This window comes from Paracoccus sp. SSJ, assembly GCF_030234105.1.
GTDB classification, from domain to species: Bacteria; Pseudomonadota; Alphaproteobacteria; order Rhodobacterales; family Rhodobacteraceae; genus Paracoccus; species Paracoccus denitrificans.
Genome location: NZ_JASSPE010000010.1, coordinates 33,848 through 58,472, shown reverse-complemented (window position 1 = coordinate 58,472; position 24,625 = coordinate 33,848). Strand labels below are relative to the sequence as shown.

Genomic DNA, 24,625 nt, shown 5'->3' with positions numbered 1-24,625 from the left:
GCGGGCGGCGCTAGATCGTCACCTTGACGAAACTGTCGCGCAGCGCGGCGGACCAGGCGGCGGACATGGCCATGAAGGCCGGGTCGCCCTCGAGGATGCGGCGCTTGTGGCTGACCCGGCAGTCGTCCTTGCGGATCACCGCAAGGTCCAGCGGCATCCCCACCGACAGGTTCGAGCGCAGCGTCGAATCCATCGACAGAAGCACCGCCTTTTGCGCATCGGCCAGCGAGGTGTCGGGCCGCACCACCCGGTCCAGGATCGGCTTGCCGTATTTATGCTCGCCGATCTGCAGAAACGGCGTGTCCTCGGTCGCCTCGATGAAATTGCCCTCGGGGTAGACCAGGAACAGCCGCATCTCGCCGCCCGCGCGCTGGCCGCCGACGATCATGCTGGCGCTGGCCTGCTGGTTCAGGTCGCGGCATTGCTCGACGATCTCGCGCCGGGTGCGGTTCAGCGTCTGGCCGATGATCGTCGCGACCTGAAGCATGGTCGCGGCATGCATGATCGAGCTGGTCTCGTCGGCCTCGGGCAGGTCGATGGCCTCTTGCAGCCGCGCGATGGTGGTCTGGGTCAGCGACAGGCTGCCGGCGGTCAGGATGGCGATCACCCGCTCGCCCGGCTGCTCGAAGAAGAACATCTTGCGATAGGTCGAGATATTGTCCAGCCCGGCATTCGTCCGGGTATCCGAGAGCAGAACCAGCCCTTCGTTGAGCTTCAAGCCGACGCAATAGGTCATGACCGTTTCCTGGCACAGAATTCCCCGAGGAATACGACCGCCCCGCGCCCCGTGCAACCGGGGTTACTGCTCCATCTCCTCGACCTGCACCCGCACGTCCAGGCTTTCCTCGCCCGAGCCGAAGGTGGTGCCGCGCACAGGCGCCGCATCGTCCGCGTCCAGCCCCGAGCCCAGCCGGACATAGCGGTCGTCCGGGCAGCAGGCATTCGCGGCGTCGAAGCCGACCCAGCCGAGGGAGCCGACATGGATCTCGGCCCAGGCATGGGCGGCGTCATGCGGCTCGCCCCCGGCATTGGAATGCAGATAGCCCGAGACATAGCGCGCCGGCAGGCCGCGTTCGCGGGCGCAGGCGATCAGCGCATGGGCATGGTCCTGGCAGACCCCCTGCCCCAGCGCCAGGGCCTCGGCGGCGGTGGTATGCGCCTCGGTCACGCCCGGCTCATAGGCGATGGCCCTTGCGACGGCCGCGGCCAGCCGGTGCGCAAGGTCCAGCCCGTCCTCGCCCTGTTCGGAAAGGGCAAGGTCGCGCAACGCCGCGTCGATCCGGGTCGCCGCCGTGGGGCGCAGATAGACCAGCGGATTCACCGTCTCGCGGTGGCCGCGCAGCACGCCGGCGGTGTCGCGGGTCTCGACCTGGCCGGCGATCGAGACCACGATCTCCTGCACCGGGCCGCGCACGGTCCAGCCCTCGATCCAGTCGCCGGCACCGTCGCGAAATGCGGCGCCGCGCTGGCCGCCGCTGACCGAAATCGTCCAGTCCGCGACCCGCTGCCCCTCATGGACCGAGGGCGTCAGCCGCAGGCTCTGCACCAGTCCCTGCGCCGGCGGATCGTAGCAATAGCTGGTCTCGTGGGTGATCTTCAGCCGCATCGTCCGCCCCCTACATCCGTCCGCTCAGGTAATCGTCATGCACGGCATTCGAGATGCTGGCCACCTCATTGATGAACCAGGACAGGAACTCGTGCAGCCCCTCGTCGAAGATCGCCTCGATGTCGCGGGCGATCAACTGCTCCAGCGTCTCATGCGCGCGGGCCGAGGCGCTGGCCGGCACCGCGGCGCCATAGCGGCGCACCAGCCCGTCCAGATGCCAGACCGCCTCGTAAAGCGAGGTCAGAAGCGAACGCGGGCTCTCGCCGTTCAGGATCAGGAAATCCGCGACCTTGCTGGCCGTCACCTCGCCGCCATAGGCCCAGTGGAACGCCCGATGCGCCGAAAGCGCGCGCAGGATCACCTGCCATTGGTAATTGTCGAGGCCCGAGCCCACGAACTCGACCCGCGGCAGCAACACGAAGTATTTCACGTCCAGCAGCCGGGCGGTGGCGTCGGCACGTTCCAGCGAATAGCCCAGATTGATGAAATGCCAGCCGTCGTTGCGCAGTTGCGTGGCGTTGATCGCCCCGCGCACGGTCGAGCTGTGCCGGGTGGTGAAATCGGTCAGCATGGCGGGGTCGAGCTGGCCGCGCGACCGGCGTTCCAGCGCCCGCAGATCCTGATAGGCGCTGTTCAGCGCGTCCCAGACCTGGCTGGTCAGCGCCGTGCGCACGATCCGCCCGCCCTCGCGCGCGCGCTCGATGCACGAGGCGACCGAGGAAGGGTTGGCATGGTCGAAGAACAGCCAGGTCTCGACGTTCTCCTGGGTGATCTCGTCGCCGTAGCGCTCGGCAAAGGCGGCCTGCGCGCCCGAGGCGCGCAAGAGCGATTCCCATTCGTTGCGATAGCCCTCGGCGGTGTTCGGCAGCAGGGTGATGCGCGCACCCACGTCCAGAAGGCGGGCGGCGGTTTCGGCGCGCTCCAGATGGCGGCCCATCCAGAACAGGTTGGCGGCGGTGCGGCTGAGCATGGCTGGCCCCTTTCCTATTCCGACAGAACCCAGGTGTCCTTGACGCCCCCGCCTTGCGACGAGTTCACCACCAGCGAGCCCTCGCGCAGCGCCACGCGGGTCAGCCCGCCGGGCACCAGCTCGATCCGGTCGCCGCAAAGGCAGAAGGGGCGCAGATCGACGTGGCGCGGCGCCACGCCCTCGTCGACAAAGGTCGGGCTGGTGGACAGCGCCAGCGTGGGCTGGGCGATGTAATTGCCGGGATCGGCCTTGATGCGCTCGGCAAAGGCCTCGATCTCGGCCTTGGTCGCGCGCGGCCCGATCAGCATGCCGTAGCCGCCCGAGCCATGCACCTCCTTGACCACCAGGTCCTTGAGGTTGGCCATGACATAGCGGTAGTCGTCGTCCTTCCACAGCGTCCAGGTCTGGACGTTGTTCAGGATCGGCTCTTCGCCCAGATAGAAGCGGATCATCTCGGGCACGAAGGTATAGACCGCCTTGTCGTCGGCCACGCCCGCGCCGGGCGCCGAGGCGATCGAGACCCCGCCCGAGCGCCAGACATCCATCAGCCCCGGCACGCCCAGCATGGAATCGCGGCGAAAGCACAGCGGGTCGAGGAACTGGTCGTCGATGCGGCGATAGATCACGTCCACCCGTTTCGGCCCCTGCGTGGTGCGCATGTAGACGAAGCCGCCGTCGACGAACAGGTCGCTGCCCTCGACCAGCTCCACCCCCATCAGGTTGGCAAGGAAGCTGTGCTCGTAATAGGCGCTGTTGTAATGGCCGGGCGTCAGGATCACCACGGTCGGCTCGCCCTCGCATTTCGCCGGCGCCACCGAGGCGAGCGTGCGGCGCAGCAATTCGGGATACTGGTCCACCGGCTCGATGCGGTTGTTGCGAAACAGCGCCGGAAACATCCGCATCATGATCTCGCGGTTCTCCAGCATGTAGCTGACGCCCGAGGGGGTGCGGCAATTGTCCTCCAGCACATGGAACTCGTCCCGGCCGGTGCGCACGATGTCGATGCCGACGATATGCGAGAACACCCCGCGCGGCGGCACGAAGCCGACCACCGCCTTTTCATAGGCGGCGTTCCGATAGACCAGCGGCGCCGGGATGCGGCCGGCGCGCACGATCTCGCCCCGGCCGTAGACATCGCGCAGAAAGGCGTTCAGCGCCCGCGCCCGCTGCTTGATGCCGCGCTCCAGCCGGCGCCATTCGCCTTGCAGGAACACCCGCGGCATCATGTCGAAGGGGATCAGCCGGTCCGGGTCGCCGCCCTCGCCATACACGGCGAAGGTGATGCCGATGCGGCGAAACAGCGCCTCGGCCTCGGCCTGCTTCATCTGGCGGATCTCGGCCGGCATGGTCTCGATCCAGTCCGAGAGCATGGCGTAGGGCTCGCGCACCAGGCCGCCATCGACCATTTCATTGTAGTAAATCGTCATCGCTGCCACCCTTCCCTGTGCCCATGATCTTCGCATCCTCGCTGGCGCTGTCCACAGCAGCGGCGCCTGCGGCCAAAACGAAATCAGGGTTTGACGAGCGCCGGGCCTTTTCTGCCGAAATAACAGGCAAAAAAGGCCGACACGGCTCGGGGGAGGCGGAAAGGATGGGAAACCGGCCGCAACAGGGCTGCCGATTCCGCGGGCAGTGCCTCAGACGATGATCAGGTCGTCCTGCAATGCGGCGATATTGGCAAACCCGTTCAGCGTAAGCACATTGCCGTTGCCGAAATCGAAGACGGTATTGCCGCCCGCGACATGGGCGAGTTGCAGGACCTGCGCCACGCTGCGCGCACCACCGCCCCAAAGCGCGTCGTCGATGCGAAGCGTATCCAGATCGTCCTGAAAATCGCCCACGACATCCCGGCCGCCCTGAAAGACGAAATGATCGGCACCGGCCCCGCCCAGCATGGTGTCGTCGCCCTGGCCGCCGATCAGCAGGTCGGCACCGGCGCCACCCTCCAGCCAGTCGTCACCCTGGCCGCCAAACAGCAGATCGTTGCCCTGGCGGCCCAGCAGCGTGTCGTTGCCGAAAAAGCCCTCCAGCCGGTTGGCATGGGCATTGCCGGTCAGCCGGTTGGCCAGCCCATTGCCGCTGCCGTCCTGCGCCGCGTTCGAGATCAGCACCAGGTTCTCCAGATTGGCGTCCAGCCGCAAGGTGACGGTAGAACGCACGGTATCGATGCCCTGCCCCGCCGCCTCGATGATCTGGTCCCGGCCATCGGTGACATAGACGTCGTCGCCCGCGCCGCCCTCAAGCCGGTCGGCACCGCCCTGGCCGTTCAGCGTGTCATTGCCGGCCCCCCCGCGAAGCGTATCGTTGCCGGTCCAGCCGCGCAGGATGTCGTTGCCGTTGCCGCCGATCAGCAGGTCGGCCCCGGCGCCGCCGCCCAGCACGTCCCAGCCGTTGCCGCCATACAGCGTGTCGTTGCCCTGACCGCCCAGCAGCGTGTCGTTGCCGGAAAAGCCCTCCAGCCGGTTGGCATGGGCATTGCCGGTCAGCCGGTTGGCCAGCGCATTGCCGCCGCCGTCCTGCGCCGCGTTCGAGATCAGCACCAGATTCTCCAGATTGGCACCCAGTTGCAGGGTGACGGTAGAACGCACCGTATCGATGCCCTGCCCCGCCGCCTCGACGATCTGGTCCCGGCCATCGGTGACATAGACGTCGTCGCCCACACCACCCACAAGTCGGTCGGCGCCGCCCTGGCCGTTCAGCGTGTCATTGCCCGCCGCACCACGAAGCGTGTCGTTGCCGGCGCCGCCGCGCAGGATATTGTCGGCCCAGTTGCCGATGACCAGATCGTTGCCACGGCCGGCCTGCGCGTTCTCGATCAGCGTGCCGGGCATGATCGAGATATTGCCCACCAGCCCATAGGCGTTGGACGACGTCCCCGCCACCAGCGAAATGCGCTGGCCACGCGTGTCGGTGCCCAGGTCCAGCATGTCCACGCCGCCCTGGTCGAAGATGGTAAAGGCGATGTCGTCCCGCGTATCCGCATTGCGCAGCAGCGCCGCGATGGTGGCATAGCTTGGCCCGGCATTGGTGGTTTCGCCATAGGTATTGTTGCCGGTGCGGATCGCGGTCGGACCGTAAAGCCGCTGGATCGCCAGGATGTCGGCGGTCATGGGCGAGGCGATATAGGCAAAGCTGGCATCGACCCAGACATTCTCCGCCTGGTCGAAATAGGACATCACCGATGCCTGCCAGCTGTCGTTCAGATAGTGGTTGTTCACCCCCAGGACGGCGCTGCCGTTGTAGTTCCCCGCATGACCCAGCCCCAGGGCATGGCCGATCTCGTGGATATAGGTCTGATAGCTGTAGCTGTTGTAGCCCGTGCCATAGCTGATCAGCCAGTCCAACCCGATATTCACATGCGAGCTGACGATGCGGTCGCCGCTGGTCATCGACGAGGACCAGGCCCCCCAGTCGCTGTCGTCGAAGGTGATGTGGATGGTCGCGTTCGGCCCGGGATTGCGGTTGAAGACGATGCCCGTCACCTGCGCCCAGGCCGACAGCGCCATGCCGGCCAATTGCCGCCCCTCCTGCGTCAGCCCCGACAGGTCCACGTTCAGCACATCGCCCTGCCCGACATCGAAGGCGCGGCGCGACCGCCCGGTCGCCTCCCAGTAGCCGTCGGTCAGCTGCAGGGCGATCTCGGCCATGGTGAAGTGGTGCGTCGGCCCCGTCGCCGCCAGATTCAGGCTGTAGGCGCCCGAGTAAAGCCCGGCATAGCTGCCCGCCTCCAAGTAATAGGTGCCGGGCTGGGCCACGTTCAGCACCAGGCGCGAGTTCAGCCCGTCGCCGTCGTCGTTCTGGGCGACCTGCACGCCATCGTCGTCCATGACCCGCAAATACGGATCGTAGACGCCGGCCGCGCCGCGCGAATCCAGCGTGATGACATAGCTGCCCGGTTGCAACTCAACGCGCACCCAATCCCTGTCGCCCGCGCTCAGGGTGCCGTTGAACGTGTCCCCCACCGCCATCGCATAGCCGGTCGAGCGCCCCGCCGGCGCATCGCCGCCCTCGGTGCGGACCGCGCGGACGACCGCGGCCGTCTCGTGCAGGGTCGTGCCGGCGGCATCGGCAAAGGTCAGGTTTCTGCCCGTGAGCGTCATGGAATCGTCCTTGTGCGAAATCAATTACGTGCGGCTTGCGAAAGCGCGGTTTCCAGCAGCGCCCGGGCAAGGGCCCGGACCCGCTCATCGGGAATCGAGGGCCGATCCGTCACCGACAGCACGATCTCCTCGCCCTGGTGCCGGCCCGAGGCGCTCTCGACCGTCAGCCTGGCGCGCAGGATGTCGGGGCGCGGGCTTTCGGCATCCAGGACCAACTGCGTCCAGGGCATGCCTTCGGGCCGCGCATCGTGCTGGCCCAGCGCCTCGTCCAGCGCAGCGCATAGCTGCGCCACCAGGGCATTGTCGCCCGGGGGGCAGGTCAGCCTGGCAGGATCCGCCACCGCGCCGGTCACGACGCAGGCCGCTAACAGGGTTGCCGGCAGCAGGGCAAGGCGCATGGCGTCGTCTCTCGTGCGGATGCGGGGGTCATTCGGATCAATGGTTAACCCGCTCCGCCCGAACATGCCAACGCAACGCAGGAACAACCGGCGCAAATCACGTCATCCGACCCGCAATTCATGAAAATGCCGTGCATTTCCGGCCCCTGATGCGCAGGAAATCCGCCCGGCGCTTACCGGATGGTAAAGGTTTCCGGCCTAGAAGGGGATCGCACCACACCGAAACGACGGAACCGAAAATGCAACTGACACTGCTGCTCCAGCCGGACGGGCTGACGATCCGCGTCGATGAAAAGCGCCTCGACGCCGCCATCGCCACCGCCTTCAAGGACCGCGTGCGCGGCCTGATCGCGCGGGGTGGACCACATGTGACGCTGGATCTGGGCGGGGTCGAATTCATGGACAGCTCGGGCCTTGGCGCGGTGATCGCGATCTACAAGGCCATGCCCGCCGGGCGGCAGTTGACGCTGACCGGGCTGACGCCGAATGTCGAGCGGGTGTTCCAGCTGACCCGGATGCATACCGTGCTGACCATCCGCAAGACCGGCGACGCGCCCGAGCCCCCCGGTGACCCCGACCCGGGGCAGAAAAGGCCCGAAGAATGAACGCCTCGCCCGAACCTGCCGGAAGCCGGCTGCGTCGCCCTCCGCCCCGACGCCAGCCGATGTTTCACCGCATCTTCCGTGCCGATCCCACAACCGTGCGCGCCGCGCTGCTGTTTCTGCGCGAAAGGTTCGACGGCAGCGCCGGGGACGAAGTGATCGCCAAGCTGGAACTGGCACTGGCCGAAGTGCTGAACAACATCTGTGAGCACGGCACCCGCTACGAGGCCCTGCGCCTGGACGGGCGGGCCCATGCGCCGCTGATCCATCTTTGCGTCGCGCGCCATGTCGGCGGCATCGCCTGCGCGGTGACCGATGACGGCCGGCCGCTGCCGGCCTCATGCCTTGCCGCGCATGGCCTGCCCTGGACCGCTCCGCCGCCCCGCGACGCCGAGGCGATCCTGCTGCTGCCCGAAGGCGGTTTCGGCTGGTTCCTGATCCAGGACCTGACCGCCTCGCTCAGCTATTTCCGCGAGGGGCGGCGGAATTTCCTGGCCTTCATCGTTCCGGTGACCGAGCCGCTGCTGCAAAACGCTCCCGCAGCCGGCACGACCTGAGGGGCCGGGCGATCAGTTCAGCCCGAACTGCAACGGATAGCGGCCGTCCTGGAATTCGCCGAACATCTCCGTCACCTCGGGATGTTCCAGCGGTTCGCCCGAATAATCGGGCACCAGGTTCTGCTCGGAAACATAGGCGACGTAATAGGTCGCCTCGGTCTCGGCATAGAGGTGATAGAACGGCTGGTTGCGCGACGGCCGCGAATCCTCGGGGATGGATTCGTACCATTCCTCGGTATTGGCGAATTCCGGGTCCACGTCGAAGACCACACCGCGGAACGGATGTTCGCGATGACGCACCACCTGGCCCAGATTGTATTTCGCGCTCTTGGACGGAATCCGCATCTCACCGTTCCTGTTTGGCGCGGCTCTTACAGCCCCGTGGCCCCGCTGTCCACCTGTCGGCTGCAAACCGCCCCGCCAGGTGCGAGTTTCTCACAGGCCGGGGCTGCGATCATCCGAAATCCGCATCACGCCGGGGGCCAGGCCGACTCCTGGGCCGGATCGGCCACAGCGGCCGGGCATGCGAAGCCGGTGCGGCCGGTGCTTCGTCACGGCGGCAGGACACGGGAGGGTTCAGCGGGCCGGCAACCCCTCGCCCGGCTCCAGCGCCACGGTAGAGATCGACATCTTGGCCGACCCCTCCTTCACCTGATCGGCATGGGCCAGATAGACCAGGACCTGATTTTGCTCGTCATAGATCCGCTTGACCCGCAGCGACTTGAAGATCAGCGAGCGCGAGGCGCTGAACACCTCCTCGCCCTTTGGGCCGCGCCGGATGTCGCCAAGCCTGACCGGCCCCGTCCGGCTGCATTCGATGGCGGAATTCGAGGGATCCTCGAACCAGTTTCCCTGGCTCAGCCGATCGATCACCGAGCGGTCGAAATAGGCCAGATGGCAGGTCACGCCCTGCACCCCGGGATCGGCGATGGCCTCGACGATGATGTCGTTGCCGACCCAGTCCACCCCGACCTTGCCGACGATCTCGGCCGAAGCGGGCACGGCCGTCAGCAGCAGGGCAGCGATCCATGGCTTCATCTCGACCTCCAGGCAGCGGAACCGGATGGAGGATGGCAAGCCCGCCCCGCCGCCGCAAGCCCCTTGGCCGGGGTATTCGTCCGGGCCTGCGGACCGGCGGCGGAAATGCGGCCGGCTGTGGCGCTCGCCGGAATCGCCGCCACGGGGTCCGAAGAGCCGGTCTCCGGCCCGCCGCATGGCGCGGCGCCCGCCCTGCTAGCCGGTCTTCAGCCTAGCCGGTCTTCAGCCGGCTTTCGATCAGCAGGTCGGCCTCGTCCAGGATGGGATGCGCGACCGAGACGATATGCGCGTTCACCCGCTTCAGGTCGCGCAGGATGTCCAGATGCAGCGAGGAGGTTTGCTGGCTGTCCGCCTGCCCCTCGCGCAGCCGCATCAGGTGGCGCTGCGCCGACAGTCGCTCCAGCCGCCGGATCTCGACCTTTTCCTCCATCAACTGCCGCGCCAGGTCGCGGTCGCGGGTCATGAAGACGGTCTGGGCAAGCTGCAGGTTCTCGATGGTCATCAGGAACAACCCGTCGAGTTCGCGATAGCCCTCGTCGGAAAAGCGCAGGGACAGCGCGGCCTTCTTGCGAATCTCGGGACCGAGTCCCTTGTCGATGATGTCGCCCACATGCTCCAGGTTGATGACGTAGTCGAGGATGGTGATGGCCTGGCGCCGCTCATCCTCGCCCGCCTCGCGGCCCAGGCGGGACAGGAAGCTCTTGACCTCCTGCTGCATGCGGTCCACCCGCTCCTCCAGCACCGAGACCTCGGCCAGGGGCGCATCGTCGCCGCGGGCAAAGGCGGTGCGGGCCTGCTGCAACATCCGCTCGACCACATCGCCGATGGCCAGCGCCGCGCGGCTGGCGCGGGCCAGCGCCACGGCGGGGGTGTCCAGCGCATGCCCGTCCAGCAACTGCGCCTCGATCGGCGGCGGCTGCTCCTCTTCGCGCAGGATCAGGGCGGTCAGGCGGGTGACCAGCCCCGAGAAGGGCCAGATCACCGCCGCCAGCACCAGGTTGAAGGCCAGATGCGCCTCGACCGCCAGCCCCGTCTCGGGCAGGGGCACGGCGGACAGAAGCTGCGCCACCTGCCCGGCCAGGGGCAGCGCCACAAGACAGCCGACGGCACGCACGATCAGGTTGCCCAAGGCGACGCGGCGGGCGGCGATGCCCTGCCCGGCCGTGGCCAGCACCGGCGGGATCGCCCCGCCCAGATTGGCGCCCAGCACCAGAACGACGGTCAAGGCCGGCTCCATGCCCAGAGACAGCACCAGCATCACCACCGCCAGAGAGGACGAACAGATCACCGCCAGCCCCGCCGCGATGGCCAGCGCCACCGGCCAGGCATTGCCCAGCATGGCCAGAAAGGCCGCCATGGCCGCGGATTCGCGCAAGGGTTCGGTCGCATGACCCAGCAAACCCAGCGACAGCAGCATCAGTGCAATGCCGATCAGCGCCAGCCCGCCGCCCGACCAGCCCCGGCGATCCTGGCGGCGCAGCACGTAACCGACCAGCAGCAGCACCGGCACCAGCGCCTCGATCCCCGAGGCGACGATCCACGCGGTCAGCGCCGTGCCCAGATTGGCGCCCAGCAGCACGATCTGCGCCATGCGGGGCCGGATCATGCCGCGATCCACGAAAGAGGCCGTCATCAGCGCCGTCGCGGTCGAGCTTTGCAGCCCCAGCGTCGCCACCAGCCCGGAAACAAAGGCCCGCAACCCGGTGCGCGTGCCCCGCCCCAGCACCATCTTGAGCCTGACACCGAAGGCGCGCACCATCCCGTCGCGGACCAGTCCAAGCCCGAAAAGCAGCAGCGCCACGGCGCCGGCCAGCTGGAAGATCACGGAAAGGGACTGCACGGCGCTTCACCTCCTGACGCGCCGCGAGGGGCGCGCCTCCCCTGATATTTGGCCCCGGATGCGCGGGGGTCAATGGATGCGGGGGATTTGAGACATTTCCCGCCGGTGCGATGGCGCCCCTGCCACAGGGCGGGGCTCAGGGCGCCGGAATCGGCTCGCGCCCGGCCTCGCCCAGCAGATGCAGGCCGGTTTCGTCGAAGACGACCACGCTCAGCGGCCCGCCATAGGCCGCGCCGGTATCGATGGCCAGGCGATTGCCGAAATGCGTCACCCGCTCGACCGGGGTGTGGCCATGCACGACCAGCATGCCGTGATCGCCGGCATGGTCCAGGAAGCCCTTGCGGATCCAGACCAGGTCGTGCTCGGTCTGCCGGGCCAGATCGACGCCGGGGCGGATGCCGGCATGGACGAACAGCGCCTGCGGGATCAGATGCCACAGGGGCAGCGCGTCCAGCCAGCGCAGATGCGCCTGGGGCACGGCGCGCAGCGTCTCGGCATGGGTGCCGTCGTGGTCGCGGATCTCGACGCCATAGGAGCCCAGCGTCTCGGCCGCGCCCAGCGACGGATGGTCCAGCCAGTGCCGGCCCGAGGCGAGGCCGGGATCGATCCAGCCCGGCTGCCGGGCAAAGCGCGGCAGGAAACGGTCGTGATTGCCCTTGAGCACGATCCATTGCCGCCCCTCGGCCTGGCCGCGCATCAGGTAATCGACCACGCCGCGCGAATCCGGGCCCCGGTCCTGAAGATCGCCGACATGGACCAGCGTGCCGCCGCCGCCATGCGCCGCATCGTCGCGCGCGATCAGGTCATGCGCCGCCCTGAGCAGTTCCAGATGGCCGTGAATGTCGCCGATGGCATAGGTCCGCATGCCGCCCCCGCAAATGAAAACCCCCGGACCCTAGTCCGGGGGTTTGCAAGGTTCAAACCTCGAATTGCAGCGGACGCACCTGCAGGAACTTGCCGGTGGCGCGCAGGGCCTCCAGCGCCTCGGGCTTCAGCGGCTCGTCAAGATAGAGGATGGCGATGGCATCGTCCCCGGTCTTGGTGCGGCCCAGGGTGAAATTGGCAATGTTCACGCCCAGATCGCCCAGGGTCATGCCCAGCGCGCCGATGACGCCCGGCACGTCCCTGTTGCGGGTATAGAGCATGTGCTCGCCGATCTCGGCATCGACATTGATGCCGCGGATCTGGATGAAGCGCGGCTTGCCGTCGCTGAACACCGTGCCGGCGATGGACCGCTCGCGGGTGTCGGTCACCACGGTGGCCTTGATATAGCCGTCGAAGACGCCCGACTTGGCCTGCGTCGTGGTCGCCACCTGCACGCCGCGCTCGGCCGCCATGACCGGGGCCGAGACCATGTTCACGTCCGGGTTCGTCGCCTGCATCACGCCCGCGATCACCGCGGCGTTCAGCGCCTTGAGGTTCATCTCGGACGCAACGCCGTCATAGAGCACGTTGATCGCCTTGATCGGCTCGTCGGTCATCTGGCCGATAAAGGCGCCCAGATGGCCGGCCAGCTTCAGCCACGGCCCCATCACCGCCGCCTCCTCGGCCGTGACCGAGGGCATGTTCAGCGCGTTCTGCACCGCGCCGGTCAGCAGATAGTCCGACATCTGCTCGGCGACCTGCAGGGCGACATTCTCCTGCGCCTCGGTGGTCGAGGCGCCCAGATGCGGCGTCACCACCACGTTGGGCAGGCCGAACAGCGGGCTCGCGGTCGCGGGCTCGGTGGCAAAGACGTCCAGCGCCGCCCCGGCGACATGGCCCGATTTCAGCAGGTCGGCCAGCGCCTCCTCGTCAATCAGCCCGCCGCGCGCGGCATTGATGATGCGCACGCCCTTCCTGGTCTTTTCCAGGTTCTCGCGCGACAGGATGTTGCGGGTCTTGTCGGTCAGCGGCACATGCATGGTGATGAAATCGGCCTTGGCCAGCAGCTCGTCCAGCTCGACCTTCTTCACGCCCAGATCCTTGGCGCGCTCTTCCGACAGGAAGGGATCATAGGCCAGGACCTTCATGTGCAGGCCCAGAGCCCGGTCGATCACGATCGAGCCGATATTGCCCGCCCCGATCACGCCCAGCGTCTTGTTGAACAGCTCGACCCCCATGAAGCGGTTCTTCTCCCACTTGCCCTCATGGGTCGAGACGCTGGCCTCGGGCAGTTGCCGGGCCACGGCGAACATCAGCGCGATGGCATGCTCGGCGGTGGTGACACTGTTGCCGAAGGGCGTGTTCATCACGATCACGCCCTTCTTCGAGGCGGCCGGAATGTCCACGTTGTCCACACCGATCCCGGCGCGGCCGATCACCTTCAGCTTGCCGGCATTCTCCAGCAATTTCGCCGTCACCTTGGTGGCCGAGCGGATGGCAAGGCCGTCATACCGGCCGATGATCTCGGCCAGCTTCTCCTTGTCCTTGCCGACATCCGGCAGGTAGTCCACCTCGACGCCGCGGTCGCGAAAGATCTGGACGGCGGTTTCCGAAAGCTTGTCCGAAACAAGAACCTTGGGCATTTCTCTATCCTCTGGATATGCGGGCGGCGCGCAGGACCAGGGCCCGCGCAGCGTCTTCTTCGTTCGATAAATACTCCGGGGGGCGCGGGGGGCAGCGCCCCCCGTTCACCGTCAGGCCACTTCCGCCTGCGCCTCGATCTCGGCCTCGAAGGCATACTCGATCCAGGGCATCAGCGCCGCGACATCCGCGGTCTCGACGGTCGAGCCGCACCAGATCCGCAGGCCGGGGGGCGCATCGCGATAGGCGCCGGCGTCCAGCGCCACGCCTTCCTTCTCCAGCCGCTTGGCGACGGCTTTGGCGAATGCGGCACCGTCCTTGATGCGCGGATCGGTGAATTTCAGGCATACGCTCGTGGTCGAGGCGGTGGCCGGATCCTCGGCCAGATCGGCGATCCAGTCGCGGCCGGCGATGAAGTCGCGCACCGCTTTCGCATTCGCCGCGGCCCGCGCCACCAACGCCTGGCGGCCGCCCAGCGATTGCGCCCATTTCAGCGCCACCAGGTAATCCTCGACGCACAGCATCGAGGGCGTGTTGATGGTCTCGCCCTTGAAGATGCCCTCGATCAGCTTGCCGCCCTTGGTCATGCGAAAGATCTTGGGCAGCGGCCAGGCGGGGGTATGGGTTTCCAGCCGCTCGACGGCGCGCGGGCTCAGGATCAGCACACCATGCGCGCCCTCGCCGCCCAGCACCTTCTGCCAGCTGAAGGTCACGACATCCAGCTTGTCGAACGGCAGATCCATCGCGAAGGCGGCCGAGGTGGCGTCGCAGATGGTCAGCCCGGCCCGGTTCGCAGGGATCGCGTCCCCATTCGGCACGCGCACACCCGAGGTAGTGCCGTTCCAGGTAAAGACCACGTCATTGTCGAAATCGACCTGGGCGAAATCCACGATCTTGCCGTAATCGGCCTTGCGCACCACCGCATCCAGCTTGAGCTGCTTGACGACGTCGGTGACCCAGCCCTCGCCAAAGCTTTCCCAGGCCAGCATCTCGACCTTGCGCGCACCCAGAAGCGACCACAGCGCCATCTCGACGGCGCCGGTATCCGAGGCGGGAACGATGCCGATGCGGTAATCCGCCGGCACGCCCAGGACTTCACGGGTCAGGTCGATGGCCTCGGCCAGCTTGGCCTTGCCGATGGCGGCACGATGCGAGCGGCCCAGCGGCGCGTCGGCAAGCATGTCCAGCGAGAAATTGGGGATCTTGGCGCAGGGGCCCGAAGAAAAGCGCGGATTGGCCGGCCGCGCGGCCGGAGCAGTCTTGCCCATGATGTTAGCCTTCCAGCTATAAGCGCCGCGTTGGGGCGGCGTGTCCCGCTGACCGCCTTAGCGCCGCCGAAAGATTCTCGCAAGAAAAAATTGCAAGCCATGCTTGCGACAGATTCCCGGTATGAATCCGACTGATTGATCCCCCGCACCGCTTTGGCTAGTGCTGCCGGAAACAACCGCCGAGGGGGCCTTCATGTTCACCGTCACGATCCTTGCCGCGCCCAGCCGCGCGGACCTGCCCGCCTCGCTTGTCGACGATCTCCGCCGCGCCTGGGATGGCGGGCATGTCATCTGGCTGGCCCAGGGCGTTGCCGCGGAATTTCCCCTCGCCGCCGAGCCGGCGGATTTCTGGCAGGCCTGGGAACGGCTCCAGGCCGAGGGTTTCGACCTCGCGATCCAACCCACCCTCGGCCGGCGCAAGGCAGTGCTGCTGGCCGACATGGATTCGACCATGATCCAGCAGGAATGCATCGACGAACTGGCCGATGTCGCCGGCGTGGGCGAGCGTGTCGCCGCCATCACCGCCCGCGCGATGAACGGAGAGCTGAACTTCCACGAAGCCCTGCTCGCCCGCGTCGGCCTGCTTGCGGGCCTGCCGGAAACCGCCATCGGCGAGGTGCTGGAAAGCCGCATCACCCTGGCGCCGGGCGGCCGGCAACTGGTCGCCACCATGCGCGCGCAGGGCGGCTATGCGGCGCTGGTCTCGGGCGGCTTCACCGATTTCACCGGCCCGGTCGCCGGCGCGCTGGGTTTCGACGAGCATCGCGCCAACACCCTGCTGGCCGAGGAAGGCGTGCTGACCGGCCATGTCGCACTGCCCATCCTGGGCCGCGAAGCCAAGGTCGAGGCGCTGCGCGAGATCGCCGCCGCGCGCGGCCTTGTCCCCGCCGACGTGCTGGCGGTGGGCGACGGCGCCAACGACCTCGACATGCTGAAACTGGCCGGCATGGGCGTCGCGCTGCATGCCAAACCCGTGGTCGCGGCCCAGGTCGGCCTGCGAATCAACCACGGCGACCTGACCGCGCTGCTTTACCTGCAAGGCTACGCGGCCGAGGAATTCGCCCAGTAGTCATGCGGGCATCGCCGCATCACCCCGCGGCAAAGCGCAGGGTGCAACCCGGCGTGAACTTGCGGTCATGACCGTTCGGTGACAGAAGCAGGGGATGAATCCGCGCCTCAAAGCCCTTGCCGTGCATCTGCTGACCGCGACCGGAGCGGTGCTGTCCATGCTTGCCCTGCTGGCCGCCGTCCGGGCGGAGTGGTCGCAGATGTTCTTCTGGCTGGTCATCGCCCTGATCGTGGACGGCGTCGACGGCCCCCTGGCGCGACGCTATCACGTCAAGACCAACTGGCCGACCTATGACGGCGTGTTGATGGACCTGATCATCGACTACCTGACCTATGTCTTCATCCCGGCCTATGCGCTGTTCATGTCGGGGCTCTTGCCGGGCTGGACCGGCTGGATCGCGATCATCGCCATCACCTATGGCAGCGTGATCTATTTCGCCGACACGCGCATGAAGACCCGCGACAATTCCTTTGCCGGCTTCCCGGCCTGCTGGAACATGGTGGTGCTGGTGCTGTTCGCGATCAAGCCGGATTTCTGGCTGACCCTCGTCATCGTCGTGGCGCTGGCGATCACCATGTTCACCAACGTGAAATTCATCCACCCGATGCGGACCGAACGCTGGCGCGCGATCTCGCTGCCGGTGACCGTGGCCTGGGTCGGCTTTTCGGTCTGGGCGGTGCTGGTCGACTTTCATCCCGAAAGCTTCGCCCGCTGGGGGCTGCTGCTCAGCTCGCTCTGGCTGATGTTTGCGGGCCTCGCGCAGCAGCTGACCGAGCGGCGGGCTTGATCGCCGAGCGATTTGCCGGGAAGCTGCGCCCAGGGATCAGCCTAAGGGGGACAGGGATGTTCGCGAAATTCATGCAGGCCGCCGCCATGGCGGCCGTTCTGGCCACGCCGGCGCTGGCAGCACAGGATTCGATCACGCTGGCCATGGTGCTGGAGCCGCCGAACCTGGACCCGACCGGGGGCGCCGCCGCCGCCATCGACGAGGTGGTCTATGCCAATGTCTTCGAAGGGCTGACCCGCATCGCGCCCGACGGCAGCGTGCAGCCCGGCCTGGCCGAAAGCTGGGAAAGCGACGATGGCCGGACCTACGTCTTCCACCTGCGCCCCGGTGTGACCTTCCACGACGGCAGCGCCTTCGACGCGCAGGACGTGATCTTTTCGCTCGACCGCGCCCGAGCACCCGACAGCACCAATGCCCAGAAGGCCCTGTTCGAGGGCATCGAGACGGTCGAGGCGATCGACCCGCAGACCGTCCGCGTCGCGCTCAAGGCCCCGGACGGCGGCTTCCCCTTCAAGATGGCCTGGGGCGACGCGGTGATGGTGGACCAGGCCAGCATCGGGGACATCGCCACCAAGCCCGTCGGCACCGGCCCGTTCCGCTTCGGCGAATGGCGGCAGGGCGACCATATCCGGCTCGACGCCTTCGACGGCTACTGGGGCGAGAAGCCGGCGCTCAGGACCGCCACCTTCCGCTTCATCTCCGACCCCAGCGCCGCCTTCGCGGCGATGATGGCGGGCGATATCGACGCCTTCCCGATCTACCCCGCGCCCGAGACGCTGCCCCAGCTGCAATCCGATCCGCGCTTCAAGGTGCTGGTCGGCACCACCGAGGGCGAGACGATCCTGGCCATGAACCACAAACACCCGGCGCTGGCCGACATCAAGCTGCGCGAAGCCATCGCCCATGCCGTCAACCGCCAGGAAATCATCGACGGCGCCATGTTCGGCTACGGCACCCCCATCGGCACGCATTTCGCGCCGCACCACCCCGATTACGTCGACCTGACCGGGAAATCGCAATACGACCCGGAGCTGTCGAAAAAGCTGCTGGCCGAGGCAGGGACCCAGAACCTGACGCTGCGCCTTGCCCTGCCGCCGACGCCCTATGCCCGCCGCGGCGGGGAAATCGTGGCGGCCGAATTGCGCGCCGTGGGCATCCAGACGCAGATCACCAACATGGAATGGGCGCAATGGCTTGAGCAGGTGTTCAAGAATGCCGATTACGACCTGACCATCATCAGCCATGTCGAGCCGATGGATATCGGCATCTATGCCCGCAGGGACTATTACTTCAACTACCGGAACCCCGCCTTCGACGAGACGATGGCGAAACTCGACGCCACCACCGATCCGGCCGAACGCTCGGCACTGCTGAAGCAGGCGCAGGAAATCCTGGCCGACGACCATGCCAACGCCTTCCTGTTCCAGATGGCGAAGACCGGCGTTGCCAAGGCCGAGATCGAGGGCCTGTGGGAAAACACCCCCATGCCGGCAAACGACCTGACCCAGGTGCGCTGGAAGGAATAGCGGCGCCCCCTTCCTTGCGCGCCCGGCTTCTTCGTTCCTCAAATACTCAAGAAACGCCGCAGCCGGTGCGGCGCTTCAGTTCTTCAGCACGAGGCAGCGCCCGCCCAGGCCGCGCAGCCGGTTGCAGAATGCGTGGGCCTCGGTCTTCGACGAATAGCCGATCTGCGCGGTATAAAGCTTGCGCGGCCCGCCCGAGACCTTGCGATGCACGTAGCTCACGCGCTTGCCGCCCAGGATCGGCCGCAATTGCCGGTTCAACCGCGCGACTTGCTGGCTGACGCCGGAATGGCTGGGATGGGTGGCGACGATCACGCCCCAGGGCCAGGGATGCTCGGGGGTCTGGAACTCGCGCAGCTTGCGCTTGCCGGCCAGCTCGATGCAGGCGTCGCGGAAGGGCCGCTCCTTGTCCAGCCGCACATCCAGCCGGGCCGGAGGGGTGTCGCGCCAGATCCAGGCCGTCTGGCCGGTGATCGCCTGGACATAATCCTGCGTCTCCCATGGCAGGCCGCCATTTTGCGAGACGAAGCGCGCGGCCCGGTTCTCGCCGCCGTTATAGGCGACGGCGGCAAGGCCCACATTGCCAAAGCTCGCGGTCAGCGTCGCCAGATAGCGCGCCGAGGCCTCGATGGCCTTGGCCGGGTTGAAGGGATCGTCCAGCCCGACCATCTCGGCGGTGCCGGGCATGAATTGCGCGATGCCCATGGCGCCGACCGGGCTGATCGCGCCCGGCTCGAACAGGCTTTCCTTCCACAAGAGCCTGGCGAAGAAATGCGGGTCCAGCCCGTTCTTCCCCGCCGCCCGCTCGATGGCCGAGCAGACATCGGGCACATAGCTCGCAAGCGAGATGCAATAAAGCCCGTCGTCGGTGCAGCGCAGCGTCTTGGACGGGCGCGGGGCGCGCAGCCCCAGAAGCGCATCCACCGCCTCATAGGCGGGGGCCGCGGTGGCGGCCAACACGGCGACAAGGGTCAGGACCAGACGGCGCATGCGAAGACTCGGGCGGTTCGGACAGGTTCCAGATAGCAGCCGGCGCGCGGCTTGGAAACCGCGCCCGCGCCTACTCGGCCTTCTTGCCCTTGGCCGCCCCGCCCTTGGCCGGCCGGGCCGGGTCCGCGGTCGCCTTTTCCTTTGCCCTTGCCGCCTTGCGCTCGGCCCTGGCGGCTTCCTTCTCGGCGGCTTTGGCGGCCTGTTTCGCGGCCTTGCGCTCGGCCTTCTCGGCCTCTTTCACGCGCTTCTTCTCGGCCTTCTCGGCCTCCTTGATGCGCTTGCGCTCGGCCTTGTCCGGCTTGGGCAGGACCGGGCGCTGGGGCTTGGCCGCCTCGACAGGTGCGGCGGCGGAGGCCGGGGCCGGGGCAGCGGAGGCGACGGCGGGCTCGGTCGCCTCGCCCTGCTCCTTGCGGCGGCGCTTTTCGGCGGCGGCGCGGCGCATCGCCTGGGACAGCGCCTTGCGCACGGCCTCGTCCTGCTCGCTTTCCTTCATCGCGCGCAGGTCGCGCTGCAAGGCGGTCAGCGCGGACTGGTCCAGCAGGCGCAGCGCGGCGGTCTGGGTCTGTTCGACAAGCGCATCCAGATCGCGCGAGGCGGTGGTGGTCTGATCGGCGGGCTTGGCCATGGGGCTCTCTCCTGACAGGCGCATTGCGCGCGAAATCTGCCACGGGCAGCCGGCGCTGACCAGAGAAAGAAACGCCCCGGCCGTGGACGGGCCGGGGCGTGAAAGAGCGGCAGAGCGGGCGGCGCTATTGCGCGGACTGGACCTCGGCGGTCTGCACCTCGCCCCCCGCCGGCGCTAGGTAGCCGTTGGGCAGTTCGACCAGCGGCCCCTCCAGCGCCCGGCTTTCCGTCTGGGTGCGGACCTTGACCGTGGTGCCGTTGGGGATGTCGTGGAACAGGTCCATGATGTCCTGGTTGAACAGGCGGATGCAGCCGGCCGAGGTGGCCTTGCCGATCGAGGACGGGTCCATGGTGCCGTGGATGCGATACATGGTGTCGCGCCCACCCTTGTAGAGATACAGCGCGCGCGAGCCCAGCGGGTTGTCCACCCCGCCGCGCAGCCCGCCCTTGAGCGGGCCGTAAAGCTCGGGCTGGGTGCGGACCATGTTCGCGGTGGGCGTCCAGCTGGGCCAGGCATGCTTGCGGCCGACCGACGCCGTGCCCTGGAAGTTCTTGCCCGCCTGGCCGACTGCGACGCCATAGCGCATCGCCTCGCCGTTCCCCAGCACATGATAAAGGAAGCGCGCATAGGGATCGACGACGATGGTGCCGGCTGCCTCGGGACCGTTGTAGGGAACGCGCTGGCGGCGGTTGCGCTCGGTCAGGTAGGCGGTGCGGACGGCATGGATCTCGATCGGCTCGCCATTGGGGCCGGTATCGGTCCGCGCGCCATAGACGCCGTGATCGGGCGGCGGGGCGGCCGGAGGTTCGGGGGTGGGCGCGCAGGCGGCAAGGCCCAGGCCCATCGCCAGCAGAAGCGGAGCAAGGCGCATCGGTGTTTCCCTTCGTAACGCGCCGCACCCGGGAAGGATGCGGCCGTGGCAGCAGTGACATCGCGTCGGATGACGCGCCCGGCCCGAGCAGAGGGCGGGCAGGAGTTACAGCCCCTTATCAGCCTTTCCGGTCCTGTGGCGTCAAGCCTCGGACCCCGGGGATATGCGCAATCGTTACCGAACTGTTGCCGAAACGCGCGGTTTTTCGCGCCTGCCGGGGCGAAACGACGGGTTTCGGAACCCGCGCAGGGCGGAAAGCGTTTGCCTGCCTGACCGGCCAGGTGCCGGAAAACCTGCAAGGGAGGACGCTTTCATGACCCTGACCGCCCTGCTCATCACCCTGATCATCGGCGCGATCGCCGGCTGGCTGGCCGGAGTGATCGTCAAGGGCCATGGCGAGGGCCTGCTGATGAACATCGTCATCGGCATCCTGGGCGCGGTGATCGCGGGCTGGCTGTTCCCGATGCTCGGCATCGGCATGAGCGCCTCGGCCCCGATTCTCGGCACGATCATCTTCGCCACGCTCGGCGCGGTGATCCTGCTGGTGGTGCTGCGGCTCGTCAAACGGGCCTGACCCCGCCGAATTGCCAGAAAGGGGGCCCTGAACGGGCCCCCTTTTTCATGCCTGCCGCGATTTTCAGGCGCGGGCGGGTTGCAGCGCCGGCCGGCCGGCGGCCTTTGCCCCGCGCATATAGCGGGCATAGCCCAGATCCTCGGCGGCGATATCGGGCTTGCGGCCCGAGATCAGGTCAGCGATCAGCCGCCCCGAGCCCGCCGACATGGTCCAGCCCAGCGTGCCGTGGCCGGTGTTCAGGTAAAGGTTCGGGATCGGCGTCGCGCCGACGATGGGCGTGCCGTCCGGCGTCATCGGGCGAAGCCCGGTCCAGAACAGCGCCTGATCCGCATCGCCCGCGCCGCCGAACAGCTCGCCCACCGATTTCGCCAGCGTTTCCTTGCGCCGCGGGTTCAGGCTCAGGTCGTAGCCAGCGATCTCGGCCAGCCCGCCGACGCGGATGCGGTCGCCCAGGCGGGTGATCGCGACCTTGTAGGTCTCGTCCATCACCGTCGAGACCGGCGCACGGCCTTCGTCCTGGATGTCGATGGTCAACGAATAGCCCTTGAGCGGATAGACCGGCAGCTTCAGCCCCAGATGCCGCACCATGCGCGGCGAATAGGAGCCCATGGCCAGCACATAGCGGTCGGCGGTCAGCCGGCCCTTGTCGGTGCGCACGGCGCTGATGCGGCCGCCCTCGGCCTCGAGCGCCTCGATGCTGACGCCCCAGCGGAAGGTCACGCCCGCCTCTGTCGCCATCTCGGCCAGACGGTTGGTGAACAGGAAGCAATCGCCGGTCTCGTCGCCCGGCAGCCGCAGCCCGCCGACGATCCGCTCGGCCGAGCCGGCCAGCCCCGGTTCGGCGGCGACGCAGCCGTCGCGGTCCAGGACCTCGAAGGGCACGCCATCGGCCCTGAGCACCTCGATATCCTTGCCGGCCGCATCCAGCTGCTGCTGCTTGCGGAACACCTGCAGGGTGCCCTGCGTGCGCTCGTCATAGCGGATGCCGGTTTCGGCCCGCAACTCGCCCAGGCAGTCGCGGCTGTATTCGGCCAGCCGCACCATGCGGCTTTTATTGACGGCATAGGCCGAGGAGGTGCAGTTCGCCAGCATCCGCGCCATCCAGGAAACGCGCTGCCAGTCCAGCCTGGGCTGGACGACCAGCGGCGCATGGCGCTGGAACATCCATTTCAGCGCCTTCAGCGGCACGCCGGGCGCCGCCCAGGGCGAGGAATAGCCGGGCGAGATCTCGCCGGCATTGGCAAAGCTGGTTTCCAGCGCCGGGCCTTCCTGCCGGTCGATCACCGTCACCTCATGCCCGGCCTTGGCCAGATACCAGGCCGAAGTGACGCCCAGGACGCCAGCACCAAGAACGACGATCTTCATATTCGCGCACCTCCCAGATCCAAGTTGAGAGGAAGGATAGCAGCCCGGAAAGAAATGAAATCCCGATTCCGTCGCAAGATCGCAGGTGTTAGGCAAATACATCCCACATTAATATAGTATTATCGAATATTCTTCGATGATATGCTTTCAATGCGGAAGAAATGGCGTGCGCGGCAAGAATCGGCCGCCCCGATTGCGGCCCGGAGAGGCTCTGCCTAAGGTTGGGCGTATCGCCGCGCGCCCCAGATTTTTCGGATCATGCCAGCCCCTGCCCGCAAGAGCCCCTTTGCCCCGTTCCGCCATCGCGACTTCCGCCTGCTCTGGTCGGCGACGCTGATCTCGAATTTCGGCGGGCTGGTCCAGGCGGTGGGGGCGGCCTGGATGATGACGCAGCTGACCGATTCGGCGACGCTGATCGCGCTGGTGCAGGCATCCAACACGCTGCCGATCATGCTGTTTGCGCTGCTGTCGGGCGCGCTGGCCGACATCTTCGACCGCCGCACGCTTCTGCTCGGGGCACAGGTCTTCATGGCCGCGGTCTCGGTGCTGCTGGCGGTGCTGACCTGGCAAGGCTGGATGACGCCCTTGCTGCTTTTGTCGCTGACCTTCCTGATCGGGGTCGGACAGGCGATCTACAACCCGCCCTGGCAGGCCAGCATGCAGGACCTGGTGCCGCGCGACGACCTGCCGGCGGCGGTCTCGCTGAACTCGGTCGGCTTCAACCTGATGCGCTCGGTCGGTCCGGCGGTGGGCGGGATCATCACCGCCGCCTTCGGAGCAGCCGCCGCCTTTGCGGTCAATGCCGCAAGCTACATCCCGCTGCTGGGCGCGCTCACGCGCTGGCATCCGGTGACGCCGCCCCGCGTCACCACGCCCGAGCCCTTCGTCGCCGCCGTGGGCGCCGGCCTTCGCTATGTGGCGCTGTCGCCGAACCTGGTGCGGGTGCTGTCGCGCGGGGCGCTGTTCGGCTTTTCGGCCATCGTCGTCATGGCGCTGTTGCCGCTGGTGGCCAAGCAGAACCCCGCGGGCGGCTCGCTGCTGTTCGGCCTGCTCCTGGGCTGCTTCGGCCTGGGCGCGATCTGCGGCGCGCTGATCAACCCGCTGGTGCGCGAAAGGCTGGACAACGAGAACGTGGTGCGCGTCGCCTTTGCCGCCTTCGGCGCCTCGGCACTGATGCTGGCCCTGACCGAAAGCACCTGGCTGCATGCGTTGGCCATGCTGCCGGCGGGCGCAAGCTGGGTGCTGGCGCTGTCGCTCTTCAACGTCACGGTGCAGCTTTCGACGCCGCGCTGGGTGGTGGCGCGGGCGCTGGCGCTTTACCAGACCGCGGTCTTCGGCGGCATGGCGGCGGGCAGCTGGGCCTGGGGTTCGGTCGCCAACAATTACGACGTGAACACGGCGCTGATCGCGGCCTCGGTGCCGCTGTTCCTGGGCGCGATGCTGGGGCACTGGCTGCGCATCCCCGAATTCGGCACGCTGGACCTCGACCCGCTCAACCGCTTTCGCGAGCCCGAGCTGGCGCTGGACCTGCGCGGCCGTTCGGGCCCGATCATGGTGATGGTCGATTACGAGATCGACCAGAAGGACGTGCCGGAATTCCTGCGCCTGATGGCGTTGCGCCGCAATGTGCGCCGCCGCGACGGGGCGCGGAACTGGGCGCTCTTGCGCGACCTGGAGCATCCCGAGCGCTGGACCGAAAGCTATCACATCGCCACCTGGGACGAATACGTGCGCCACAACCTGCGCCGCACCAAGGCCGATTTCGAGACCTACCAGGACCTGAACAAGCTGCATCGCGGCACCGAGCCGCCCATCGTCCACCGCATGATCGAGCGCCACACCGTCAGCCTGGACGACGACGTGCCGCTGATCGGCAAGCTGGAAGTGCCCTGAGCGCAAAGGCGGCTTTACCGGCGTGGCAAGCCGGACTAGCGTTT

23 protein-coding genes are annotated in these 24,625 nt (G+C 67.4%); 7 read left to right on the top strand and 16 right to left on the bottom strand.

Features of this window, described 5'->3' with window-relative positions; all coding sequences use genetic code 11:
- Positions 1-10: 10 nt before the first annotated feature.
- The 6 genes from QPR87_RS12720 to QPR87_RS12695 all read right to left on the bottom strand — a co-directional run bounded on the left by QPR87_RS12720 (position 11) and on the right by QPR87_RS12695 (position 7,074).
- The gene (locus QPR87_RS12720; RefSeq protein ID WP_041529777.1) at positions 11-736 is read right to left on the bottom strand and encodes a proteasome-type protease; all 726 of its coding nucleotides are present in this window, start codon (positions 734-736) and stop codon (positions 11-13) included.
- Positions 737-799: 63 nt separating this feature from the next.
- Positions 800-1,606, bottom strand: a complete 807-nt coding sequence (locus QPR87_RS12715) for a transglutaminase family protein (protein ID WP_104491334.1) — start codon at positions 1,604-1,606, stop codon at positions 800-802.
- Positions 1,607-1,616: 10 nt separating this feature from the next.
- The gene (locus QPR87_RS12710) at positions 1,617-2,576 is read right to left on the bottom strand and encodes an alpha-E domain-containing protein (RefSeq protein WP_011747164.1); all 960 of its coding nucleotides are present in this window, start codon (positions 2,574-2,576) and stop codon (positions 1,617-1,619) included.
- Positions 2,577-2,590: 14 nt separating this feature from the next.
- A complete protein-coding gene (locus QPR87_RS12705) occupies positions 2,591-4,003 on the bottom strand; it encodes a circularly permuted type 2 ATP-grasp protein (RefSeq protein WP_230998628.1) in 1,413 nt (470 codons plus the stop codon).
- A 210-nt stretch (positions 4,004-4,213) separates the two neighbouring features.
- Entirely contained in the window at positions 4,214-6,676 is a 2,463-nt protein-coding gene (locus tag QPR87_RS12700; RefSeq protein ID WP_285049752.1) for a M10 family metallopeptidase, read from the bottom strand.
- Between the two features lie 20 nt (positions 6,677-6,696).
- On the bottom strand, positions 6,697-7,074 hold the full coding sequence (locus tag QPR87_RS12695) for a hypothetical protein (RefSeq protein WP_285049750.1): 378 nt from the start codon (positions 7,072-7,074) through the stop codon (positions 6,697-6,699).
- A gap of 239 nt (positions 7,075-7,313) precedes the next feature.
- On the opposite strand from QPR87_RS12695, the gene QPR87_RS12690 reads away from it, so the two are divergent.
- Entirely contained in the window at positions 7,314-7,679 is a 366-nt protein-coding gene (locus tag QPR87_RS12690; RefSeq protein WP_104491331.1) for an STAS domain-containing protein, read from the top strand.
- 59 nt (positions 7,680-7,738) lie between these two features.
- On the top strand, positions 7,739-8,233 hold the full coding sequence (locus tag QPR87_RS12685; protein WP_285049748.1) for an ATP-binding protein: 495 nt from the start codon (positions 7,739-7,741) through the stop codon (positions 8,231-8,233).
- Between the two features lie 12 nt (positions 8,234-8,245).
- Here the strand turns inward: QPR87_RS12685 and hspQ are convergent, their stop codons facing one another.
- The 6 genes from hspQ to QPR87_RS12655 all read right to left on the bottom strand — a co-directional run bounded on the left by hspQ (position 8,246) and on the right by QPR87_RS12655 (position 14,884).
- A complete protein-coding gene (gene hspQ / locus QPR87_RS12680; protein WP_011747158.1) occupies positions 8,246-8,578 on the bottom strand; it encodes a heat shock protein HspQ in 333 nt (110 codons plus the stop codon).
- Positions 8,579-8,809: 231 nt separating this feature from the next.
- The gene (locus QPR87_RS12675; protein WP_011747157.1) at positions 8,810-9,271 is read right to left on the bottom strand and encodes a CreA family protein; all 462 of its coding nucleotides are present in this window, start codon (positions 9,269-9,271) and stop codon (positions 8,810-8,812) included.
- A gap of 211 nt (positions 9,272-9,482) precedes the next feature.
- A complete protein-coding gene (locus tag QPR87_RS12670) occupies positions 9,483-11,111 on the bottom strand; it encodes a Na/Pi cotransporter family protein (RefSeq protein WP_285049746.1) in 1,629 nt (542 codons plus the stop codon).
- 136 nt (positions 11,112-11,247) lie between these two features.
- Positions 11,248-11,976 carry a metallophosphoesterase gene (locus QPR87_RS12665; protein ID WP_285049745.1) on the bottom strand — a complete coding sequence of 243 codons (729 nt, stop codon included), beginning with the start codon at positions 11,974-11,976 and terminating at the stop codon, positions 11,248-11,250.
- Between the two features lie 52 nt (positions 11,977-12,028).
- The gene (serA, locus tag QPR87_RS12660; protein WP_285049743.1) at positions 12,029-13,618 is read right to left on the bottom strand and encodes a phosphoglycerate dehydrogenase; all 1,590 of its coding nucleotides are present in this window, start codon (positions 13,616-13,618) and stop codon (positions 12,029-12,031) included.
- 111 nt (positions 13,619-13,729) lie between these two features.
- Positions 13,730-14,884, bottom strand: coding sequence for a phosphoserine transaminase (locus QPR87_RS12655; protein ID WP_011747153.1), 1,155 nt, complete (start codon positions 14,882-14,884; stop codon positions 13,730-13,732).
- A 193-nt stretch (positions 14,885-15,077) separates the two neighbouring features.
- On the opposite strand from QPR87_RS12655, the gene serB reads away from it, so the two are divergent.
- The 3 genes from serB (at position 15,078) to QPR87_RS12640 (ending at position 18,266) form a co-directional block, all read left to right on the top strand.
- Positions 15,078-15,953 carry a phosphoserine phosphatase SerB gene (gene serB, locus QPR87_RS12650; protein WP_285049741.1) on the top strand — a complete coding sequence of 292 codons (876 nt, stop codon included), beginning with the start codon at positions 15,078-15,080 and terminating at the stop codon, positions 15,951-15,953.
- A gap of 94 nt (positions 15,954-16,047) precedes the next feature.
- Positions 16,048-16,740 carry a CDP-alcohol phosphatidyltransferase family protein gene (locus QPR87_RS12645; RefSeq protein ID WP_011747151.1) on the top strand — a complete coding sequence of 231 codons (693 nt, stop codon included), beginning with the start codon at positions 16,048-16,050 and terminating at the stop codon, positions 16,738-16,740.
- A 56-nt stretch (positions 16,741-16,796) separates the two neighbouring features.
- Positions 16,797-18,266 (top strand): ABC transporter substrate-binding protein, encoded by a 1,470-nt coding sequence (locus QPR87_RS12640; protein WP_104491325.1) that lies wholly within the window; start codon positions 16,797-16,799, stop codon positions 18,264-18,266.
- Positions 18,267-18,341: 75 nt separating this feature from the next.
- On the opposite strand, the gene QPR87_RS12635 is transcribed toward QPR87_RS12640, so the two are convergent.
- From QPR87_RS12635 to QPR87_RS12625, 3 genes are all read right to left on the bottom strand, one after another.
- On the bottom strand, positions 18,342-19,253 hold the full coding sequence (locus tag QPR87_RS12635; protein ID WP_104491324.1) for a lytic transglycosylase domain-containing protein: 912 nt from the start codon (positions 19,251-19,253) through the stop codon (positions 18,342-18,344).
- Positions 19,254-19,323: 70 nt separating this feature from the next.
- Entirely contained in the window at positions 19,324-19,878 is a 555-nt protein-coding gene (locus QPR87_RS12630) for a hypothetical protein (protein WP_285049739.1), read from the bottom strand.
- Positions 19,879-20,002: 124 nt separating this feature from the next.
- Positions 20,003-20,749, bottom strand: a complete 747-nt coding sequence (locus QPR87_RS12625) for a L,D-transpeptidase (RefSeq protein ID WP_285049738.1) — start codon at positions 20,747-20,749, stop codon at positions 20,003-20,005.
- 313 nt (positions 20,750-21,062) lie between these two features.
- On the opposite strand from QPR87_RS12625, the gene QPR87_RS12620 reads away from it, so the two are divergent.
- Complete coding sequence (locus QPR87_RS12620; RefSeq protein WP_011747145.1) at positions 21,063-21,323, top strand: GlsB/YeaQ/YmgE family stress response membrane protein; 261 nt, start codon at positions 21,063-21,065, stop codon at positions 21,321-21,323.
- A 63-nt stretch (positions 21,324-21,386) separates the two neighbouring features.
- On the opposite strand, the gene QPR87_RS12615 is transcribed toward QPR87_RS12620, so the two are convergent.
- Positions 21,387-22,688, bottom strand: a complete 1,302-nt coding sequence (locus tag QPR87_RS12615) for a D-amino acid dehydrogenase (RefSeq protein WP_104491321.1) — start codon at positions 22,686-22,688, stop codon at positions 21,387-21,389.
- Between the two features lie 258 nt (positions 22,689-22,946).
- Between QPR87_RS12615 and QPR87_RS12610 the strand changes: the two genes are divergently transcribed.
- Positions 22,947-24,581: an MFS transporter gene (locus QPR87_RS12610; protein ID WP_285049736.1), complete on the top strand. Its 1,635-nt coding sequence runs from the start codon at positions 22,947-22,949 to the stop codon at positions 24,579-24,581.
- The last annotated feature ends 44 nt before the right edge of the window (positions 24,582-24,625 follow it).

Bases quoted from the DNA above. Each gene is read 5' to 3' on its own strand.
- QPR87_RS12720 (WP_041529777.1), bottom strand. From the start codon at position 736: ATGACCTATTGCGTCGGCTTGAAGCTCAACGAAGGGCTGGTTCTGCTC.
- QPR87_RS12715 (WP_104491334.1), bottom strand. From the start codon at position 1,606: ATGCGGCTGAAGATCACCCACGAGACCAGCTATTGCTACGATCCGCCG.
- QPR87_RS12710 (WP_011747164.1), bottom strand. From the start codon at position 2,576: ATGCTCAGCCGCACCGCCGCCAACCTGTTCTGGATGGGCCGCCATCTG.
- QPR87_RS12705 (WP_230998628.1), bottom strand. From the start codon at position 4,003: ATGACGATTTACTACAATGAAATGGTCGATGGCGGCCTGGTGCGCGAG.
- QPR87_RS12700 (WP_285049752.1), bottom strand. From the start codon at position 6,676: ATGACGCTCACGGGCAGAAACCTGACCTTTGCCGATGCCGCCGGCACG.
- QPR87_RS12695 (WP_285049750.1), bottom strand. From the start codon at position 7,074: ATGCGCCTTGCCCTGCTGCCGGCAACCCTGTTAGCGGCCTGCGTCGTG.
- QPR87_RS12690 (WP_104491331.1), top strand. From the start codon at position 7,314: ATGCAACTGACACTGCTGCTCCAGCCGGACGGGCTGACGATCCGCGTC.
- QPR87_RS12685 (WP_285049748.1), top strand. From the start codon at position 7,739: ATGTTTCACCGCATCTTCCGTGCCGATCCCACAACCGTGCGCGCCGCG.
- hspQ (WP_011747158.1), bottom strand. From the start codon at position 8,578: ATGCGGATTCCGTCCAAGAGCGCGAAATACAATCTGGGCCAGGTGGTG.
- QPR87_RS12675 (WP_011747157.1), bottom strand. From the start codon at position 9,271: ATGAAGCCATGGATCGCTGCCCTGCTGCTGACGGCCGTGCCCGCTTCG.
- QPR87_RS12665 (WP_285049745.1), bottom strand. From the start codon at position 11,976: ATGCGGACCTATGCCATCGGCGACATTCACGGCCATCTGGAACTGCTC.
- serA (WP_285049743.1), bottom strand. From the start codon at position 13,618: ATGCCCAAGGTTCTTGTTTCGGACAAGCTTTCGGAAACCGCCGTCCAG.
- QPR87_RS12655 (WP_011747153.1), bottom strand. From the start codon at position 14,884: ATGGGCAAGACTGCTCCGGCCGCGCGGCCGGCCAATCCGCGCTTTTCT.
- serB (WP_285049741.1), top strand. From the start codon at position 15,078: ATGTTCACCGTCACGATCCTTGCCGCGCCCAGCCGCGCGGACCTGCCC.
- QPR87_RS12645 (WP_011747151.1), top strand. From the start codon at position 16,048: ATGAATCCGCGCCTCAAAGCCCTTGCCGTGCATCTGCTGACCGCGACC.
- QPR87_RS12640 (WP_104491325.1), top strand. From the start codon at position 16,797: ATGTTCGCGAAATTCATGCAGGCCGCCGCCATGGCGGCCGTTCTGGCC.
- QPR87_RS12635 (WP_104491324.1), bottom strand. From the start codon at position 19,253: ATGCGCCGTCTGGTCCTGACCCTTGTCGCCGTGTTGGCCGCCACCGCG.
- QPR87_RS12630 (WP_285049739.1), bottom strand. From the start codon at position 19,878: ATGGCCAAGCCCGCCGATCAGACCACCACCGCCTCGCGCGATCTGGAT.
- QPR87_RS12625 (WP_285049738.1), bottom strand. From the start codon at position 20,749: ATGCGCCTTGCTCCGCTTCTGCTGGCGATGGGCCTGGGCCTTGCCGCC.
- QPR87_RS12620 (WP_011747145.1), top strand. From the start codon at position 21,063: ATGACCCTGACCGCCCTGCTCATCACCCTGATCATCGGCGCGATCGCC.
- QPR87_RS12615 (WP_104491321.1), bottom strand. From the start codon at position 22,688: ATGAAGATCGTCGTTCTTGGTGCTGGCGTCCTGGGCGTCACTTCGGCC.
- QPR87_RS12610 (WP_285049736.1), top strand. From the start codon at position 22,947: ATGCCAGCCCCTGCCCGCAAGAGCCCCTTTGCCCCGTTCCGCCATCGC.